Genomic DNA, 19244 nt, shown 5'->3' on the forward strand with positions numbered 1-19244 from the left:
TGAAGGTTGGGAGGTTGAAGGTTGGGAGGTTGAAGGTTGGGAGGTTGAAGGTTGGGAGGTTGAAGGTTGGAAGGTTGAAGGTTGTTCGCCTTTAGCGTTCGAGTAGGGTAGGTTATCTGGGGAAGTTTGAAGCTGGAACCTGTCAACATTAAACCCTTTTGATTTTTCTCGGATCACCTCTTCTCCATTAGGAGTAGTTACCACCTCCATGAAGTCAGAAACAGTTGGTAGGTATGTTATAGTTTGGTCGAGAGTTGGGCGACAGGCTAATAATCCCTTGGTGTAGGGATGGTTTGGTTCAGAGAAAATTTTCCAGACATCACCCCTTTCCACAATTTTCCCTTGGTACATCACCGCTACGCTGTCAGCAATTTCCGCAATTACCCCTAAGTCGTGGGTAATAAAAATCATGGACATCCCTCGGGTATCCCGTAACTCCCTGAGCAAATCCAGAATGGTTGCCTGTACGGTAACATCCAGAGCAGTAGTGGGTTCATCAGCAATTAACACATCAGGGTTACAAGAAATTGCGATCGCAATCATGACCCGCTGCAATTGACCACCAGACAGTTCATGGGGATAGCGCTTTAATATTTCCCGTTTTTGCTGGTTAATGTGGCGATTAATTAGCCGTTCCCCTGGTATAGCTTGACCAGGGTTCTCCCGACGGAATTCCTCTAGAAAAGTCTCCCTCAATTGTTGATCGCTAGGGAGTAGCTTCACCTCTTGAAGACGAGCCATGGCTTGACGCCTTGCTTCTTTTTGGGAAACATCCTGGTGTTGCAGAATCGCTTCTGTCAGTTGAAACCCACAGGTATACACTGGGTTAAGGGAAGTCATCGGTTCTTGGAAAATCATCGAGATTTGACCACCCCGGTAGGACTGCTTTTGATCACGACTCAGCCCTAGTAAATCTACCTCTTTTTCATGAACTGAGGGTCGGAAGTAAATCTCGCCATTGGTCACTTTACCAGGATAGGGTATCAAACCCATGATGGCCAAAGACGTGACCGATTTCCCAGAGCCTGACTCCCCTACAATCCCTAAGGTTTGTCCTCGACGCAGTTGAAAGTCAATGCTGTCAACGGCTGTGACCTGTTTTACATCGGTTTGGAATTGGACTTTCAGATTACGGACGTCAAGAACAGTGTCAGTCATGGCATTCAAGAGGATTAAGTCAACAGAGTTAACTTAAATGATACAAAACTTGACTCTAGGGTTTACTGCCTACTCCCTACTGCCCTTCTTGATGCAGTCGCTCATGGGGGAAACCCCCAAGACCGCGCTGCATCGCTGATTAAGCCATGAGCCTGATTGACCTTTGTTTCTGGCCAAATTCATAGCAAAATAGAGCGGATTCAACAACCCCTTAACTACAGCCTTGAACCCATATATCACACGACCTCTTAGACCAGCTTTGACAACCACGACATGATTGAATGGACTCACTGGTAACTTCCTAATTAGCTCTTGAGCCAAAGCTTTCTTTTGGCCTGGTCCTCGCAAACGAAACTGGGTACCTTGGGTCGGACCATATACCATAGTAAGCCAGAGCCGAGGATGTAAGAAAAAGTATTTCCACAAGGGCGGTTTGCACCCAATTAAATCAGCTAGTTCATCGATATAAATATGATAATCAAGCAAGCTTCGGATGCGAGCAGCATTATGTTCAAACTGTTCTAAATATTTGGTTTTATCGATAGATGCCACCTTTTCCATTTCCTCAGAAGCCGGAAGAGTTCGTTGGCCAGTGCAAATCAAGGCAAAAAATCTCGCTTGCATTTCCGTAAGAGGAAACTGACTGCCAATGGCAGGACGTGCCCAGCCAATCCAAGCGATTTTGTCCCGATACTGGGGATGAAAGATATGTTTGTAAAGACTCCGGGGGTCAGTTTTTCTCAAGTGCTCAGGTAGGAAAGACACATAGTTTTTGTAGCCCGTACAAAATACCACCGCATCCACGTTTTCAAGGGTTTCCCCATCAGCCGCGATCAATGTCGAGCCACCATCTTTTACCTTTACTATTTCGCCGACCACTTGACAGCCGTGATAGACAATTGCCTTGGGTAAGGAGAAATTTTTAGTTCCATAGCTTCCCCAGAGCCCTTTTTTAGCTTTAACTTTCTGATTGAGTTTAACAGCAATGTCGTAAGTTGGCTCATTTTGGCTCAACCACTTTTTAAAGAGCAATTGGGTCAAAGTATGTCCATAGTCCCTTGGTAGACCGTATACACCCCGATGACTAGCATTATCGAGAGCAAAGGAACCCCTCTTCCTGGGTATTATCCACCCAGCTGAATTGCGAAGGCTGATCCAGCACTTGTTGGCGACACGAGATATTTCTAGGGCTATGTCTGAAGCTGACTCACCTCCCCCAACCACTAATACGGTTTTGCCCGCAAAGTTATTGGCATTACGATAGTCCTTGGAATGGGAAAACTCCACCTCAGTTAATAAGTCTTTCCACTCTGGATAATTTGATATACTGTTGTTACCAATTGCCAAAGCTACCCGTTTTGAGTGCAAAATCTCTCCAGAGGCTAATTTAATTTCCCACCCTTGATTTTCTTCAGGAGTGAGTGCTACAACTTTGGAATTGAAACGAATTTTCTCTAAAACGCCAAAATGTTTGGCATAGCTTTTCCAATAGTCAACTGCTTCGTTCTTTGTCCAGAATTTGTGCTGATTGCCATCACCTATCCAGAAGTCCGAAAACATACTAAATGCGCAAGAGGTAGTCAGCACTAAATTGTCGTAGGCATGGGCATAAACCCCGCCCACATCCTCTGCTTGCTCTAAACAGACTACCTCGCCTACTCCTTGCTCCAGTAATTCTTTGGTAGTAACTATACCAGCTGGCCCTGCTCCAATCACGATGCAATCTAACATACTATAGCAATTCTGATACTGATGAGCGACATTGCTTATCATTTTAAGGCAATAGGCAAAAGGCAATAGGCAATATTAAAGATTATCTTAAGGGAATAATCCTCAACTAGTACTGTACCTGATTACTGGATAAACGCGCTTATTTAACTTCCGATGTCCGGAGTAAGGGCAAAAACAAATGAATCCGCGAGTATAGATTCGGCAACAGCAGGATTAATCCCCAACGGTTGCAAGCAAGTTAGTTGGTCTAATACATTGAGCATACTATACCGCTGAACCTGAAACCCTTGCTCCGTTAAAAACTGCCTAACCTGATCGAAATTGTCAAAGATAGTATCTGTGTCTGAGGTGGCCGTCATCCCTCTGACTGTCTGGCTGAATTTTTGCAAACCTGGGCTATTTCCTCGGATCCTACCCAAATCTTCTTTTGTATTTAAATCAGGGGTTATCCACACACCACCATAAACCTGAAGCAACTCCCGGACATTAGCAAATACCTGCTCTTTTTGATGTAAGGTCAAGTACAGCAGTAGTCCCTCACATATTACAGTAATGGGCTTTTGGGAATCTAGATAATCTACATCGAGAGGGAATTGGCTGGGTTGACTAGTGGCATCAAGCCCAACAAAGTGCTAGTTTGAGCGATCGCCAACTAGCGGTTTCACCAGTTGCTGTTTGCGCGTTATCATCCCTGGCAAATCACTCTCGATAAACGTTGTAGAAGGGTCCCGAGACATTACCATACCCCGTGGCAGCAAGCCCGAGGCTAGTTCAATGATTTGAGTTGTTTGAAATTGAGCCATCACTTGATTGATAGCTTTATACCGACCTTCAAATAAAACGGCTACTTCAAAGGAGTTATCGGACTGTTGTTTTTGTAACTGCTCTACGAAAGCTTGAGCATTAACCAATTGCGCTAATTCTTGGGCATAAGGAATATCGGTAAACTGTCTGGCATAAGCCACTAGTAAAGCTGTGGGGCTGATTTTGTCGAAGGAACTAGTTGGCACCTGCATGATTATGAATTGGGAATTGGGAATTTAGGGAGTAGGAAAAAGGGAAAAATTGCTTTAGCAAAGGGAACAGGGAACAGCGGATCTAGGAACAGCGGATCTGGGAGTAGGGAGGTGCATCTCACTTACAAAAGTTAGATGCACGCAGTTATATCTACCCTTGACCAAATAGAAAATTACCAGGTGCTTCAGGATCTTCACTATAGAAAAATTGATCAATTAACTCGATATGTTTTTCTTTAGTAATGGAGTCATCATCCTTGAAATTGAGCCGTTTAAATACCTCATTAGCCAAATTTTCATCATGTCCTCTGGCGCGATAAAACTGTCTGTATTCCTCCAAATCTAGTTGGTCATCCCCATTACTATCAAATACGCTAAAGACGAAACCGGCGATGCCCCGTATTTCCGCTTCATAAGCGCCTTGGTCTTTAAGGATATTCTCGATATATACCAACCATTCCTCCAAAGATATCCTATTGTCACGATTGGTGTCTGCAAACTTTTGCATACTCTCCCAACGAGACATTAACTTCGATTGCAAAGAATTGTAGTTGGGTGAGCCTGGTTCCCAGCTGCCAACCTGAGAGTAGGTTTCTAGGAAGCGCTCAAAATCCGCTTGCTCAATGAAACCGTTATTGTCGGCATCATATATTGTAAATAATCTTGGTAATTTCTGCTTTTGAAATTCAGTTAACATAATTATTTTCTCCAGGGAGTAATAAATTCAAGTTTACACTATGTTTTCCGTAGGATAACTAGTGGGACACAATTAATACACCCTTGGTTACAGCAACAGCTGATGGTCAGGGTAAAAACAGCTAATCTATCCTTGCTGACAATTTCATAAACAATACTCTTTGTCAAGTCTTTGTTGATAATTTTTAATCAAATCACCAAGGTCTTGCTGTGATTTTTATTTGGGGATTTACCTTTCTCTAACAGAGGTAAAATTAACCTTGCTTAATAATGGAATGATTTTAAGAGTAAGGTGGAATGGGCATCTTGCTTGGAACTGGCATCTTGCCAGTTTAAATATATTTTCGGGCGGGCAGGATGCCCACTCCACTCATATTCATTCTAAGATTCAGCAATACCCAACATATCGACGAGATCCGAACTTGATCATAATATCAAACTCACATAGCACAATCTCAGAGCAGCATGTATACTTCATGATATACTCTGATTAAATAAAATTAGCGAGATTACATTATGTCTAATCTAGAGCAGGATGGTAAAGTTTGGCTACTAAATCACTTTTATGGGGTGGAAACTACTCCACCGGATCAAGACTATGAAGCTTTTATCAAAGCTCTTCTTATTTGTGCAAAAGGAGACGGAATTATAGAACCAGAAGAAAGAAACTGGATTGCTGGTCGTGCTGCTGTATTTGGAAAGACCGGCTACGAATTGGCAAAAACTTACCCAGCTGATGAAGATATCCTTGACGTTCTAGCTGATTCGCCTATTGCCAACAAACATAGTCGTCGTATAATTCTTTATACTGCTATTCAGGCTTGTTCTGCTGACCGAGAATATCATGAAGAGGAGCGGGCAGCAGTTTACAAAATGGCAAAACGTCTTGGGGTGGAAGAAGAGGTTGTTAAACAGATTGAGCAACTTTGTATTGAGGAAGCCCAAAGCAGAGAAAAACGTATTTCTCTCCTCTTTCCGGAAGGCATTCCTTCTTTTAAGTAACATCAACCTGATTTAAACATTTTTCCACAAGTAGCCAAGTAGGTTGGTATTTGTGGTTATTTCTATTGGTTCACCTAGTAAGTGTTCTTGATAAATGACAGAAGAGCTCATGCCAATGGTAGTCATGAAGCAAATGCTTTATGGAGGAATAATTGCTAAGTCCATACAGGCTGTAGCAGAACTTGGAATTGCTGATCTAGTTGCTCAACAACCTAAGCATGTTCAAGAATTGGCAGAAGCTACGGGAACCGATGTCTCATCACTATACCGCCTGCTGCGAGGTCTGGCTATGCTTGGGGTATTTAGGAAAATTGTAACAGGAGAGTTTACCAATACTCCTCTATCTGACTGCCTGCGCTCTGACTTTCCCGGTTCACTGCACGATCTTGCCCTTTATCTTCCTCATGATGGTAATTGGCGAGCATGGATGCACCTGATGGATGTGCTAAAAACAGGCAAAGCTTCCTTTAAACAAGCTAACGGATTAGAACTGTTTGAATACCTTAATACCCATCCAACAACTGCTGAACAGTTTAACAACTCAATGACCTCATTGTCTGTCTCTGTTGCGGCAGAATTTCCTCAGGTGTATAACTTTAAGGATTTGGGCTCAGTTGTCGATGTAGGGGGAGGTCATGGTCTTTTGCTTGCATCAATTCTCCAAGCTAATCCCAAGTTACGGGGGGTACTTTTTGATCTTCCCTCAGTTATTGAAGGAGCGCTGCCGTTTCTAGCAGAAAAAGGTGTGAGCAAGCAATGCGATCTGGTTTCAGGTAGCTTTTTTGAATCGATTCCAGCTGGTCATGATATTTACCTAATGAAGCATATTCTGCACAACTGGAGCGACGAGCAGGCAACAGAACTATTAAGTTGTTGCCGAAAAGCCATCCCTCCACATGGTAAGCTTCTCATTCTGGAAATGCTGATCCCTGCCGGTAACGATTTCCACCCTGCCAAATGGTTTGACATATCAATGATGGTATCTGTAGGAGGTAAAGAACGGACTGAGCGGGAGTTTCGCCGACTTTTGGCTCAGTCTGACTTCAAGTTGCAGCGAATTTTACCGATGGAGTCTCCAGTTGTGATCCTTGAAGCCAACCCTGGTATAACCTGACTTTTCACGGAATATTTTTTATTCAAGGAGTCAGTAAAAATATCATTAAGCTTCGCTGCACTGTATGCGATCGCTAACTAAATAACGCCGTTGCTAAAATCATAAAAGTCTCAAACGTTAGCATTAGCAAACCATTAGAGATGTGATCATGATTTGTCACTAGATTGGTGATAAGTTTTTATGATATAATTGGAAATTATATAGTAAATATGGGGTAGGGTGCTTTAGGGACGGACTCACCGTGATTTTATTAGTAGCCAGTATTGAGACAGTGCCTCCGGAAATTGTAACGGGCAAGATGCCCATTCCACCAAGATGGCCGTTCCACCCACAGGGTCAAACTGGTAGAGCTGACGGCTGATACGCGACACGCTGATAGCTGTTCGCGCAGCGTGCGCGTAGCGCATATGCTTACAAAGTACTTCACCCAATTAATAACTGCTACATCTCAAGTTTTACAATAATAATCCCTAGTTCCTTTAGCATCCAGGGAGTCTCCCAGGCGATTCAAAGCATGAACATAAGCAGCTGTGCGCATGGAAACCGCTAGTTCCTGAGAAAGTGACCAAATTGTTTCGGTTTCTTCCACCATTTTCTCTTTCAGACGCTGATGGACTTCATCGAGCTTCCAATAATGTCCACTGCGGTTTTGTAACCATTCAAAATAGCTAACAGTGACTCCTCCAGCATTAACCAATATGTCAGGAAAAACATAGATGCCTTTTTCTTCCAAACGATTGTCAGCGGTAGAGGTTACTGGTCCATTTGCTACTTCAAAGATATAGTTAGCTCTGATATTATCAACGTTTTCTTCGGTAATTTGATTTTCCAAGGCAGCAGGAATCAGCACATCCACATCTAAGGCTAAAAGGTCTTGATTAGTAATGACTTCATGCTCAACAATATTGCAAACGCTACCTCGACAGTAAACGGCTTTAATGCCTTGACTCGATGTTTTGTATTGCCGAATACTAGGAATATCTAAGCCTTTTTTGGCATAAATACCCCCTTGAGAATCACTGACAGCCACAACTTTATAACCTGCTTTAGCTAACAGTTGCGCTATCACAGCACCAGCATTACCAAATCCTTGCACCGCTACGGTGGTATTTTGAGGCAGTTGGTCAAATTTGGGCAAAATGGATTCAATCACAAAAAACGCGCCAGTAGCGGTAGCGGTATCGCGACCAATACTTCCTCCCAAGGCCAAGGGTTTACCTGTGACGACCCCTGGACTGATTTGACGGCGAATGACGCTGTATTGATCCATCATCCAACCCATAATCATGGAGTTGGTGTAAACGTCGGGAGCGAGAATATCAATATCAGGTCCAATGAAATCTGCGATCGCATCGATGTAACCACGACTTAACCGTTCCAATTCCAGCTTCGATAAGGCTTTAGGATTGAGAGTAATTCCCCCTTTACCACCCCCGAAGGGCAAATTTAAGGTGGCACATTTAAAGGTCATCCAAAAGGCTAAGGATTGGACTTCATCTAAGGAAACATTGGGATGATACCGTACTCCCCCTTTTGCTGGTCCCCTGGTGGTGTCATAGCGAACTCGATAGCCCTGAAACATCTGTAACGAGCCATCATCCATGCGGACTGGGATGGAAACGCTCAAACTAGATTTGGGATATTTTAAGCGTGCGATCGCATCTTCGGAAATTGACACATATTTCAATGATTTTTGCAATCGTTTACTGGCATCAGCAAATAATGACTCAGACATGCCCTTATTTCTCCAGCTAACTGTATTTACCATTTACCCAGTCCTGGTTATTTAATTTAATCACAAAAAAAGTGTATATTTTGTTACATTATGCTAAGCTTTACTGGTTTAGACTAAACCTCTTGCCAAACTCACGACGCTCATGATTGCACTCCTCGCCGCCCTCTCAGCTTCCGCTGCGGCAGGAATGAGAATTGCCCTGCCCCTGTTGGTGATTGGTTTACTCCACAGTGACCAACTCTGGTCGAAAGTACCGTTACTGTCACAGATTCATCCCCCAGTCTTGCTGACTATCTTGACAACTTGGTCATTGGTGGAGCTATTTGCCTCGAAAAAGCTCTTAGGACAGCGAATCTTACAACTTGTTCAGCTAGTCTTGAGTCCTCTAGTGGGGGCAATTCTTGGTATTGCTGTGACTCAGTTTGCTGAAGAACTAACGGGATTTGTCTGGGTAGTGGGTATTGTCGGCGGCTTATTAGCCTTCGTACTCCAGTTAGTTCAGGTGGGATGGTTCTACCGTTTGCGTGGCTTACCTCTGTGGGTAGTATTTCTTCAGGATTTTCTGTGCGTAGTTTTGATAATCTTAGCTTTTGATGCTCCTGAACAAGGAGGATTAATTGCTTTGCTGCTACTGTGGTTAGCGATTCGCAGTGCTAAGCATTGGTATCGTTGGTATGTTCGAGGGAAGCGTTCCCGTATAAGTGATCAAAGCCATGACCACAATCCTGACTGAAGCGGATAACTTTTAGGTGAGAATTGCTGCCCTATACTCGTGGTTGGTGAGGGTCTCTTGGGAGAGCCGTTAACTTTTTCTCACCCTCTGTTGCAAAAGCAAGACAGGCTTTAATGTCTTCGGAGGTTAGTTCAGAAAAATCGTCTATAATTTCTGCTTCTGTCATTCCCCCGGCCAGATATTCTAAAATGTCGTAGACCTTAATGCGCATGCCTCTTATGCAGGGTTTACCACTGCGTTTACCAGGCTCGATGGTGATGATGTGGCGATAGTCCATAGTTTGTTATTCTTGTGTTATTTAACTCAATGTTAAAAGAAGCGCCACAGGTCCGGTACTGATAGCTGATAGCACCTCAAGTAGCCCCTCAAGTAGCGCATATGCTTACACCTTTTTTTATAACAAAAAGCTATGAAGCCGCAATTCTAAACCCAGCATGTTGGTAGAAGTAGGGACGGAACCAGTTACGATAGAATGTCGATGCCTCTGTTCCAGTAGTCACCCAAGCACCACCAAGCATCATGTTATGTTGGGTATCAAAAAAGGGAGCAGAATAATCTTCATAGAGGCGATGGGACTTGAATCCTGGTAGCGGCTTGAAGTCATCACTCAGCCACTCCCATACATTCCCCCGCAGGTCATAGAGTCCAGCAGGACTTTTAGCAGTTTCTAACATACCCACTGGGCTAGGTGAGCCAAACTTGAGATTTAGATTGTAATCCTGTATCGCAAAGGGGTCTTGTTGGAAATTTGTGCTACTTTCATCCCTGCCAGCAGTGGCAAGATTCCACTCCGCTTCACTCATTAAACGAATTCCTTGCCCTTGAGCGCGACAGTAAGCCATGGCTTCATGGTGATTAACTTCAACGGGCCAATCGAGAGGAAGGTCAATCTCATCAAACAGCGCTCGATACTTGTAACCACTATTAGTAGGTATCCAGAATTTAGGGTGCTTGATATTATAGGTTGTCTTCCAAATCCAGGATTCTTTATCCCAGTAATCTGGATTATCGTAGCCATTATCATTAATAAACTCCAGAAATTCTCCATTGGTAATCAGATACTGACTGGCAAAAAACGGTTTAACCTCTACCGAACGATTGCCATATTCACTATCCCAGCCATAGATAGGATAATCTTCTGGTTTACCAAGTGCTACCGAACCCCCAGAAACTTGGAGCATTTCATTCTTGGAAACCTTGCCATTAGAAACAGCATAATTCCAGCTCTCAGGACGTTTAAGCCGCTCTACAGGCAGTTGTCGGATCAGCATGGAAGAGGTTTCAAAGTGGATGCGACTGTGTTCAATTCCCATCATCAGCGCCCAGAGAGGATGATTTTGATGAATTGGCAGAGTCAGAGGAGTCTTTTCGATAGTTTCTATAACCACGCTATACACTTGATCTCGATAGCGCCAAACCTCTTCCACTTTCGGCCAGTGGATATCTTTGGTTGCTTGATCGAGTTCTTCAGGAGTTTCCGGGTCCACACCAATCTCAAACAGGATTTCATAGTTAGGATTAATGGGTTTATCTAATAACCCAACCCCAAGGAATTTATTGATGTAGAAAACAGCCGAGTGACCCAAATAGAAAATCAGACGGTTTCTTAATGGGTCGGGACTGATATAGAATGTTTCTTCCCCAACCAGACTTTTCATCAGAACATCTTCGAGTTCCCATGAATTCTTAAAGTAATTGAGAATAGTTTCACGACTGCAGCTGTCAAGGCGAGGGAATTGAGTAGATTGGAGAGTATCCATGGTTTGAGTTTCAAATACTATTCTTAAACTTAGGGGTGTCTATATTCAGCAGTCAGCGGTCAGTGGTCAAGGGTCAGCGATCAGCCGTCAGCGGTCAGCGGTCAGCGGTCAGTGGTCAGCGGTCAGCGGTCAGTGGTCAGCGGTCAGCCTTTAGCTGATAACTGAGAGCTGAGAGCTGATAACTGATAACTGAGAGCTGAGAGCTGATAACTGATAACTGAGAGCTGATAGCTGATCGCTTACACGTCGATTACAAACCCTGTATCTGACACAGGAGTAAACCAAACCATTGCTTGGTATCACTCCAAGCCTGAACTGTGTTTAGTCCCCGACCTTTGAGATAGTGCTGCATCTGCTCTACATTGAATTTGCGAGAAATTTCTGTAAGGATGCTTTCTCTTGCTTGGAACTCAACCGTTAAATCCAGGCTGGCTAAGCGCACAACATGGGTTTCCTGGCAATGTAAATACATCTCAATCTGACTTTCCGATTGATTATAAATCGCCTGATGGGTAAAGCGATCGAGGTCAAAATTTCCTTGGAAACGCCAGTTCAGATGTGCTAACATATTCAGGTTAAATGCCGCAGTCACCCCCTGACGATCATTATAGGCAGCTTCCAGAATCTCCTTCGGTTTTTGTAAGTCAATGCCCAGCAAAAAGTAATCTCCTGGTGCTAGTAAACCTATCATTTTCTCAAAAAAGCGATCGCACTGTTCAGGAGCAAAATTTCCCAAGCTACTACCCAAAAAGAAAACCATCCGTCTAGGTAATGGTGTTGGAGTTAATTGGCCCAGGGCGTGTTCATAAGTTCCCACCTGACCCTGAACCTTTAACTTGGGATAATCCAGCAACAGCTGCTTGGCACTCTCCTCAAGAATCTCCCCACTGACATCAATAGGAACATAGCGCAACGGATATCCCTGACTTTCATAGGCATCCAACAACAAGCGAGTCTTGGTAGAACTGCCACTACCCAGCTCCACCAATTCGCAAGCTCCCGTCAATTGAGCCACCTCTACAGCATACTGTTGTAATATTTCTGCCTCTGTGCGGGTGGGATAATATTCCGGTAACTCGCAGATTTGCTCAAATAATTGGGAGCCTTTTTCATCGTAAAAGTAACGAGGTGGCAAAGATTTCGGCCTTTGGGTTAATCCTCGAATGATATCTTTGCCATCATCTGTTGCAGTAGGCAGGTTGGCACTCCCGAGATAGTTAATTCCTAGGCGATCCTCACTGAATCTCAGATTCTCTGTGGTCTCTTGAAAAGTGGTTGACATAATACTCTTTTAAATTTTGTTTTCCAAAAACAGTACATTTATACTGCTTAAGACATGTTCTAATTAGCACCGGTTAAGAGTACCATAATTTTTACCAGTTTTGAATCGCTCTTACTTTGGACAGCGAACCCAGGGAGCTATACTTTGTCGATTGTTCCTGAGGGCAGGGCAAACCCATCTAAAATTAATCTAAATTATTTTGACAAATAACTTATAGTGTGATAATAGCAATCCAGGTTAACTTTAGCACCAAATATGAGATAATGAATTGATAACTAATTTTTAGAAGTTGAGTTGTCTGACAAATGAAAAACGGCGTCTTAATGCAAAGCGCGAGTGGGTGAAACCCCCGTAAGACATAACCGCATAATGGGGGAACCTTGTATTGATGCACTTCAAATTAGATAGATTAATCACGAAAAATAAAAATAGATGACATTAACAAATGATAGTTTTACCGATGGTTTTTATGATTCATTAGGCACCCTGGAGAGACTGCAAAAATCTGCGATCGCATACTTATTCTCAGATCCAAGACTACAGATAGTCAAACTCAACGACCAAGAATATAGGGATGGCCAAATTGCCTATCGCAGTCAGCAGAACGAACAAGAGATGATGCTTGACGCGACACTTCAGGCTATAGACGAGAAGATGTCTTCACAAGAAGATTACAGCATCCTTAGCATCGGTTGTGGGAGTGGATTGTTTGAAAAACCTTTTTTGGAAAAACTTCTTTCTCTAAACAAAACTATCCATTTCGTCGGCATTGATCCCAACGAAACAGAATGTGTGAAAGCACAAGAATGGTGTGGTCAAATCAGGATATATAACATCCATAAATTTAATTTTACAATTAATAATGTTGGATTTGAAGATTTTAAATCACGTCAAAAATTTGATATCATACTGTTAATTCATTCCCTTTACTACTTTTCTGACATTAAAACCTTATTTCGGAAAATTTACGAACTTATCCGGGAAGGAGGCATGGGAATTTTAGGGGTAGCTAAAAGACAGTTACTGAATGAACTTTTTACCATGCAAATCAGCGATTATACGGAAATTATCCCTGGTTTAGCGATGATGTAAAGCAACTACTAACTGAATGCAATTTACCGTTTTTCCAAGAAAAAAATGATTTTACAATAAACATTACAGAATGTTTTCAAAAAGAGTCTGAATTCGGGAAACAGTTACTGAATTTTATAGTTGGTGCCAACACAGCATACTTTTCCCCCTTACAATTGCGACTGCTGCTAGACTACTTCGGCACTTGTGCGCAAAAAATGGAGGGGGGAGAAATAATGCTTCCACACTCCGGAATTTTATTTTATCTTGAAAAAGAAAGAGTATCCGCTTAAAGTGGTAAAATTCTAACGAGACGGTGTGCCGCTCCACCATCCCGCCTTAAGTTAGTTAGTAGCCAAAATAAAACATATCCTACATCTGAAACAGCCATGAAACAAAACAGTGACAATCTGAATCCTTCTCAAGACTACTATCAAAAAAGTAATCTAGATCTAGACGCTTGGTTTAAAACTACTTTGATAGATTACGAAGAGCTTGTTAATAATCCTCGTTTTTTACAAATAATCGATTCATTTGGAATTGATACAATAAAACTTTTGGATATAGGTTGTGGAACAGGAGTTTTTCCTAATTTATTAGATAAAAGAATTGATAGTGAACTCAAGCTATCATCTGATTTGCTAGATGTTTCAGACTATTGTCTGAATCAATGTAGTTCAGTATTTAATCAATTAAAACACTTCGAGGCAAAGGGCACGTTTGCATCATCTACAGAAACTATTCAAACAGCAATTCCAAAAACTAGCTACTACGATCTTGTTTGGGCAATTCATTCATTTTATACTGTAGACATTAATAAAATTCAGGATATCCTACAGCATATTAGGACATTGCTCAAACCCAGTGGTGTTTTTTTGATGTATCAAGCAAGTTCAGATTCTTGTTACAATCAATTCTATGATTTTTATATAGAAAATTACGAACATCCGAATAATTGTCAAAGATTTGTAACAGCAGAAGATATCCAAAAAGCCTTAGATGTAATTGAAGTAAAGTATGATGTAATTGATTTTTATTATCACCATAAAATTGATGGTGAAGATCGGGATTTGCTAGAAGTTTATTTAAAAAAATGTATTCTTAATAGTTCGGTTGATGTTCTTTCTTTATTTAAAGAAAAAATCCTAGAGTATTTTAAGCCAGAAACTAATCAATTTAGCTTTAAACAAAAAACAAATTTGATCATTTTTCAAAAACCATAATTCATTATTGGATTGTGCAAAAATTTTTTTTAACAAAATTAAAATCATGAAAATTGAAACCATTAAAATTCATCAATTAACCATTCACGAGCATCATTTGGACATTATCTATGGTGCAGATAACTTCAACTTTTCAACTAAAGTTTTTTACCATGATGTATCCTTCAGTTTACTGGCCAGCAAATATTCTCAAGCAGTAATTAATCAAATCGCTGCTTATATTGCCTTATTCGAGGGGATGAAACTGAGTTCACTATTTCCCAAATACTATGATATTAACCTTGTCGCTGAAAATTTAAGTCAGCCAGTGTTAGAGCTATTTGCCAAGATATATCAAGGAGTCTTTGGTCAACATTGGTATGAAAACAATATAACCGACTACCCTGGTCCTGAACTTATCTATTCACAAGCTAGCTTAAGCAATAGCAAACCCACCTCTATATTTGGCGATAACTCTACCGTACTTGCAGGCTGTGGTGGTGGTAAAGATAGTATTGTAGCGATGAAAATGCTACAAGAAGCAGATGTTGCCTTTGCTTCCATGCAATACTCCCACAGTGTTTATGGCAAAGCCGATATCCAACACAATTTAATTTCTGGAGTCCTAGAACATGTAACCCCCATTAAAAAGCATAAAATTTCTATCTACGATGACTTTATTGACTATCCCTTTCTTCAGCTATATTGCCCAGATAATTCAGGAATTACCGTTCCAGAAACTCCTGTCTCTATCTTTGAATCCTTACCTCTAATGCTGAATGAGGGATATAAGTACTTGGCACTAGCCCATGAAAAAAGTGCCAATACTGGTAATTTATTCTGGGAAAAACTAGGTAAAGAAGTTAACCATCAATGGGGCAAAGGCTACGAAGCCGAAAAAGAGTTGAATGAATTCATTCAAGCAAATCTCTTATCTAATTTTTCGTATTTCGGTATTTTGCAGCCCATCTATGACTTCCGCATCTTCAAAAATCTAGCCAAATATCCCGAGGTGCTGCCTAAAATCCACTCCTGCAATATTCAAAAACCTTGGTGTAAGAAATGTCCCAAGTGTGCTTATGTATGGCTAGGTTTGATGGCTGTCTTCGAGCCAGCATCTGTAGATGCAGTCTTTGGCTCCAATTTGTTTGATGATGATGACTTACTACCTATTTTCAGAGAAATGATCGGACTAGCTGAACATACACCCTTTGAATGTATTGGTGAAATAGATGAAAGTCGATTAGCAATGAAACAGTGTTTAGAAAAAGGTTTGTCTGGCAAAGCCCTAGAGATATTCAAACATGAAGTTTTAGTAGACAGTTCAATTGATTGGCAAAAACTTGAACAAAAGTATGACCGAGTATATGACACGGAACATGCTATTCCCGATTGGATATTTAGTAAGATTAGAGGGCAACTTTAAGTTTAAAAGCCAAGGAGCAACTGATCAGACCAACTCCTATTGGGAGCAGTCGAGGGGGACGATTACTTGCCTCCCCCTCAATTAAATCTGGACTTGCCGGTTGCCCTTGTAACCTGAAGAAATTTACAACAACCCAGCAAAATGTAGCGGTCCAGTACCACTAATCAACTCCAACAGTAAAGCAATAAACCCAATCATAGCCAGACGACCATTCCAAACTTCTGCTGCTGTAGTCATGCCCCACTCCCACCGCTCGGGAGGGTAAATTTTTACTGTCTCTGGGGGACGAATCACTTCGGAGAGTTCACGGCTGGGTGATTCGAGAGCGTCAACTACCAAATTTGTCAAAGACTCAATAAACAGGGGATGGGTATTGAGGGCTGGTACCCGCTCAAACTGCTTAATCCCTGATTCTTCTGCTATTTCTCGATACTCAATGTCGATTTCCTGGAGGGTTTCGATATGTTCCGAGACAAAACTAATCGGGACTACCAGCAAATCTTGAGTATTCTTAGCTCCGAGTTCTTGCAACGCATCCTCGGTGTAGGGTTGGAGCCATTCTACCGGACCAACCCGACTTTGATAGGCCAGAGTATGGGGATTGGAGCGGTTGAGGGTTTTCATAATTAAGGCAGTGCAATCCTCAATTTCTCGCTGGTAGGGGTCTCCAGCTTCTGTAACGTAGCTGATGGGTACACCGTGAGCACTGAAAAAGATATGAACTTGATCGGGATTGGAAAACTTATCGAGTTCCTGAGTAATTAAGTCAGCCATGGCTTGGAGGTATTGTGGCTGCTGGTACCAGGAGGGAATGACTGTGTGTTCAATCTTGCTCAGGTCTGGGTCTTCTGTCCACAGATTTTCTAGCAGACGGAAGCTAGAACCACTGGTGCTGATGGAAAACTGGGGATAAAGCGGTAAAATGACTAAGCGTTCGATCCCATCGGCTTTGATGGTTGCGATCGCTTCTTCTGTGAAAGGATGCCAGTAACGCATTCCTACATAGACACTGACCTCTTGCCCTTTCGTTTGCAAATGTTCCTGGAGGGCTTGAGCCTGGGCGTCTGTAATCTTCCGTAGAGGGGAACCACCGCCAATTTGCTTGTAGTTCTCCTGGGAGATCTTAGCACGCTTAGTGGAGATTAGCCAAGCCAGGGGTTTTTGCAGCCACGGAAAAGGCAGGCGAATAATTTCCGGGTCAGAAAACAGGTTGAATAGAAAGGGACGAACATCCTTTAACTGATCTGGCCCACCTAGATTAAGCAATAATACCCCAACACGACCCATAGTTAACACAGCTTCCCATAACTTTCATATTTGTTACTGATTTTAACAATATATTTTTTAACTTAAATTTGCAACAAGAAACACAGATCTTTACTAAGGAGTGAGTAGTGGCAACAGTTCTTAGAGCTTGGAGTTATCAGTACCAATGGCTGTATGATAGTATTTCTCGGATCGCGGCTTTGAGCGTCGGTGGAGAGAGACGATTCCGCCAGCTACCGTTACAGGGCTTAACAATTCATTCAGGAACCAAAGTGCTAGATCTCTGTTGCGGTAGTGGTCAGGCTACCCAGTTCTTGGTGGAATTGTCTGAGCATGTCACAGGCTTAGATATTTCTCCACTATCCCTAGAGCGAGCACAACGGAATGTTCCCCAAGCCAACTATGTAGAGGGGTTGGCTGAACAGATGCCCTTTCCAGATGCTCAATTTGATCTAGTTCACACCAGCGCCGCACTCCATGAAATGACCCCTGAGGTGTTGCAGCAGATTATTCAGGAGGTTCACCGGGTGCTTAAACCAGGAGGAGTGTTTACCCTGGTGGATTTGCACAAGCCAACTAATGTTTTGTTTTGGCCAGGGTTAGCGGTATTTATGTGGTTGTTTGAGACCCAGACAGCTTGGCAATTACTGGAGACTGACTTGGTCAAGGGGCTTGAGCAAGTGGGGTTTAAGGTATGTGATCGCTCTTTGCACGCAGGTGGTAGTTTACAGGTGATTCAGGTGACGAAAGGGTAAAGGCCTAAGGAAACGCCAAGGACGAACAATTTTAAACTTTTAACCTTCAACCTTCAACCTTAAACCTTCAACTTTAAACCTTCAACCTTGGCCTTAAGGCCGTAGGCCACGCTGCGCGAACGGCCACGCTACGCGAACAACCTGCCCTACACCCAACGCCAAAGGCGAACAACCAAATAACCTTCAACCATACAGCCCAGCTACATATTCCCCATAACCGTTGTAAGGTAGGGTGGGTCGTTTTTCCCAGGATAAGTTGGGACCGCTACTGATGAATTTTTCTGTAGCTTGTGACCATCTTGGGTGAGGCTTATTGGGGTTAACATTTGCCTCAAAGTCATATTCATAGGAATTGATAGTATTCCAGTAGGTAGCTGGCTGATTAGCTAAAAACTCGACTTTGACTATAGATTTTGCTCCTTTAAAACCATATTTCCAGGGCACTACCATGCGAATAGGAGCACCATGCTGCTTGGGTAATAGATGACCGTAAATGCCAATAGCAAAAAATGCTAGTTCGTTAGCCATTTCCTCAACACTTAGACCTTCCGTATAAGGCCAAGGTAAGGAACCAAGGTGTATACCTGGACCAGTAGTAATTTTGCGGTCATAATAGGAGGTAAATCGCACAAATTTAGCCTCTGAAGTAGGTTCTACTGCTTTCATGAGCGCTTTCATGGGAAATCCGATCCACGGTAGCACCATTGACCAAGCTTCTACACAGCGGAAGCGATAGATCCGCTCTTCGATCGGAAATTTAGTTTGCAGATCATCTAGGTCATAGGTTTGGGGATTTTTGACTAATCCCGTCACCTCTAGCTTCCAGTCTTTGGTTGGTAAATTTTGGGCTGCTTGCCAGATCGATTTACTGCCGCCAAATTCATAAAAATTGTTGTACTGTCCAGCAAGCTCCTGATCAGTGATGGGTCTGTCAACACTGGCAAAAGCTGGATTGGTTGCTAAGGATTTGAACTTGGGTTGATTTAGGGTTTCCGAAAGAGCTTTGTCTGAGGCAGAAGAGGAAGCTTGACAACCAACAATTGAGAGCATTCCAGTGCCTAGGCTAGCACCAACTAAATTTTTGAGAAAGCGACGTCGGTTAGAATAAGCCGTTTCTGAGGTGACTTGTTGCTCTGGCAGTTCCCAGGACTTTGGTACACGAATGATGGTCATAAAGTAAGTGATATTGTTTACGGTGAACTTTTAGCAGTCAGCCTAAACAGGCTAGTCGAGCTTATAGTTGACAAGGTAGCTTTTCAAGTAGTGCCTTGACTGATAGCGTGGGTTAAAACCTTAA

At 42.5% G+C, this 19244-nt stretch carries 19 protein-coding genes; 8 read left to right on the plus strand and 11 right to left on the minus strand.

Annotation, left to right across the window (positions count from 1 at the left end):
- The 5 genes from AC4II3_RS02915 to AC4II3_RS02935 form a co-directional block, all read right to left on the minus strand.
- On the minus strand, nt 1–1158 hold a 1158-nt coding region (locus AC4II3_RS02915; RefSeq protein WP_488010686.1), incomplete at its 3' end, for an ATP-binding cassette domain-containing protein.
- A gap of 69 nt (nt 1159–1227) precedes the next feature.
- On the minus strand, nt 1228–2889 hold the full coding sequence (locus tag AC4II3_RS02920; protein ID WP_488010684.1) for a flavin-containing monooxygenase: 1662 nt from the start codon (nt 2887–2889) through the stop codon (nt 1228–1230).
- Between the two features lie 143 nt (nt 2890–3032).
- Nucleotides 3033–3410 (minus strand): hypothetical protein, encoded by a 378-nt coding sequence (locus AC4II3_RS02925; RefSeq protein WP_488010682.1) that lies wholly within the window; start codon nt 3408–3410, stop codon nt 3033–3035.
- Between the two features lie 111 nt (nt 3411–3521).
- Nucleotides 3522–3905 carry a hypothetical protein gene (locus AC4II3_RS02930; protein ID WP_488010680.1) on the minus strand — a complete coding sequence of 128 codons (384 nt, stop codon included), beginning with the start codon at nt 3903–3905 and terminating at the stop codon, nt 3522–3524.
- 151 nt (nt 3906–4056) lie between these two features.
- A complete protein-coding gene (locus AC4II3_RS02935; RefSeq protein ID WP_488010678.1) occupies nt 4057–4602 on the minus strand; it encodes an EF-hand domain-containing protein in 546 nt (181 codons plus the stop codon).
- A 515-nt stretch (nt 4603–5117) separates the two neighbouring features.
- Here AC4II3_RS02935 and AC4II3_RS02940 point away from each other — a divergent pair.
- Entirely contained in the window at nt 5118–5603 is a 486-nt protein-coding gene (locus tag AC4II3_RS02940; RefSeq protein ID WP_488010676.1) for a tellurite resistance TerB family protein, read from the plus strand.
- Nucleotides 5604–5697: 94 nt separating this feature from the next.
- A complete protein-coding gene (locus AC4II3_RS02945; RefSeq protein WP_488010674.1) occupies nt 5698–6717 on the plus strand; it encodes a methyltransferase in 1020 nt (339 codons plus the stop codon).
- Nucleotides 6718–7165: 448 nt separating this feature from the next.
- Here AC4II3_RS02945 and AC4II3_RS02950 read toward each other — a convergent pair whose 3' ends face one another.
- On the minus strand, nt 7166–8452 hold the full coding sequence (locus AC4II3_RS02950; RefSeq protein ID WP_488010690.1) for a Glu/Leu/Phe/Val family dehydrogenase: 1287 nt from the start codon (nt 8450–8452) through the stop codon (nt 7166–7168).
- A 142-nt stretch (nt 8453–8594) separates the two neighbouring features.
- On the opposite strand from AC4II3_RS02950, the gene AC4II3_RS02955 reads away from it, so the two are divergent.
- Nucleotides 8595–9185, plus strand: a complete 591-nt coding sequence (locus AC4II3_RS02955; RefSeq protein WP_488010672.1) for a DUF4126 domain-containing protein — start codon at nt 8595–8597, stop codon at nt 9183–9185.
- Between the two features lie 31 nt (nt 9186–9216).
- Here AC4II3_RS02955 and AC4II3_RS02960 read toward each other — a convergent pair whose 3' ends face one another.
- Both AC4II3_RS02960 and ovoA read right to left on the minus strand, forming a co-directional pair.
- Nucleotides 9217–9462, minus strand: a complete 246-nt coding sequence (locus tag AC4II3_RS02960) for a DUF433 domain-containing protein (RefSeq protein ID WP_488010670.1) — start codon at nt 9460–9462, stop codon at nt 9217–9219.
- Nucleotides 9463–9592: 130 nt separating this feature from the next.
- Nucleotides 9593–10945: a 5-histidylcysteine sulfoxide synthase gene (ovoA, locus tag AC4II3_RS02965; RefSeq protein WP_488010668.1), complete on the minus strand. Its 1353-nt coding sequence runs from the start codon at nt 10943–10945 to the stop codon at nt 9593–9595.
- Nucleotides 10946–10980: 35 nt separating this feature from the next.
- Between ovoA and AC4II3_RS02970 the strand changes: the two genes are divergently transcribed.
- Nucleotides 10981–11103: a hypothetical protein gene (locus tag AC4II3_RS02970; protein WP_488010666.1), complete on the plus strand. Its 123-nt coding sequence runs from the start codon at nt 10981–10983 to the stop codon at nt 11101–11103.
- Between the two features lie 92 nt (nt 11104–11195).
- On the opposite strand, the gene egtD is transcribed toward AC4II3_RS02970, so the two are convergent.
- Nucleotides 11196–12227: an L-histidine N(alpha)-methyltransferase gene (gene egtD, locus AC4II3_RS02975; RefSeq protein ID WP_488010664.1), complete on the minus strand. Its 1032-nt coding sequence runs from the start codon at nt 12225–12227 to the stop codon at nt 11196–11198.
- A gap of 432 nt (nt 12228–12659) precedes the next feature.
- On the opposite strand from egtD, the gene AC4II3_RS02980 reads away from it, so the two are divergent.
- The 3 genes from AC4II3_RS02980 (at nt 12660) to AC4II3_RS02990 (ending at nt 15926) form a co-directional block, all read left to right on the plus strand.
- A complete protein-coding gene (locus tag AC4II3_RS02980) occupies nt 12660–13319 on the plus strand; it encodes a class I SAM-dependent methyltransferase (RefSeq protein ID WP_488010662.1) in 660 nt (219 codons plus the stop codon).
- 368 nt (nt 13320–13687) lie between these two features.
- Nucleotides 13688–14521: a methyltransferase domain-containing protein gene (locus tag AC4II3_RS02985; protein ID WP_488010660.1), complete on the plus strand. Its 834-nt coding sequence runs from the start codon at nt 13688–13690 to the stop codon at nt 14519–14521.
- Between the two features lie 46 nt (nt 14522–14567).
- Nucleotides 14568–15926: a MurL C-terminal domain-containing protein gene (locus tag AC4II3_RS02990; RefSeq protein ID WP_488010658.1), complete on the plus strand. Its 1359-nt coding sequence runs from the start codon at nt 14568–14570 to the stop codon at nt 15924–15926.
- 123 nt (nt 15927–16049) lie between these two features.
- Here AC4II3_RS02990 and hemH read toward each other — a convergent pair whose 3' ends face one another.
- Nucleotides 16050–17213: a ferrochelatase gene (gene hemH, locus AC4II3_RS02995; RefSeq protein WP_488010656.1), complete on the minus strand. Its 1164-nt coding sequence runs from the start codon at nt 17211–17213 to the stop codon at nt 16050–16052.
- A gap of 107 nt (nt 17214–17320) precedes the next feature.
- On the opposite strand from hemH, the gene AC4II3_RS03000 reads away from it, so the two are divergent.
- A complete protein-coding gene (locus tag AC4II3_RS03000) occupies nt 17321–17947 on the plus strand; it encodes a class I SAM-dependent methyltransferase (RefSeq protein WP_293059218.1) in 627 nt (208 codons plus the stop codon).
- A gap of 183 nt (nt 17948–18130) precedes the next feature.
- Here the strand turns inward: AC4II3_RS03000 and msrP are convergent, their stop codons facing one another.
- Nucleotides 18131–19120: a protein-methionine-sulfoxide reductase catalytic subunit MsrP gene (msrP, locus tag AC4II3_RS03005; protein ID WP_488014709.1), complete on the minus strand. Its 990-nt coding sequence runs from the start codon at nt 19118–19120 to the stop codon at nt 18131–18133.
- Between the last annotated feature and the right edge of the window lie 124 nt (nt 19121–19244).

The organism is Moorena sp. (genome assembly GCF_982860115.1).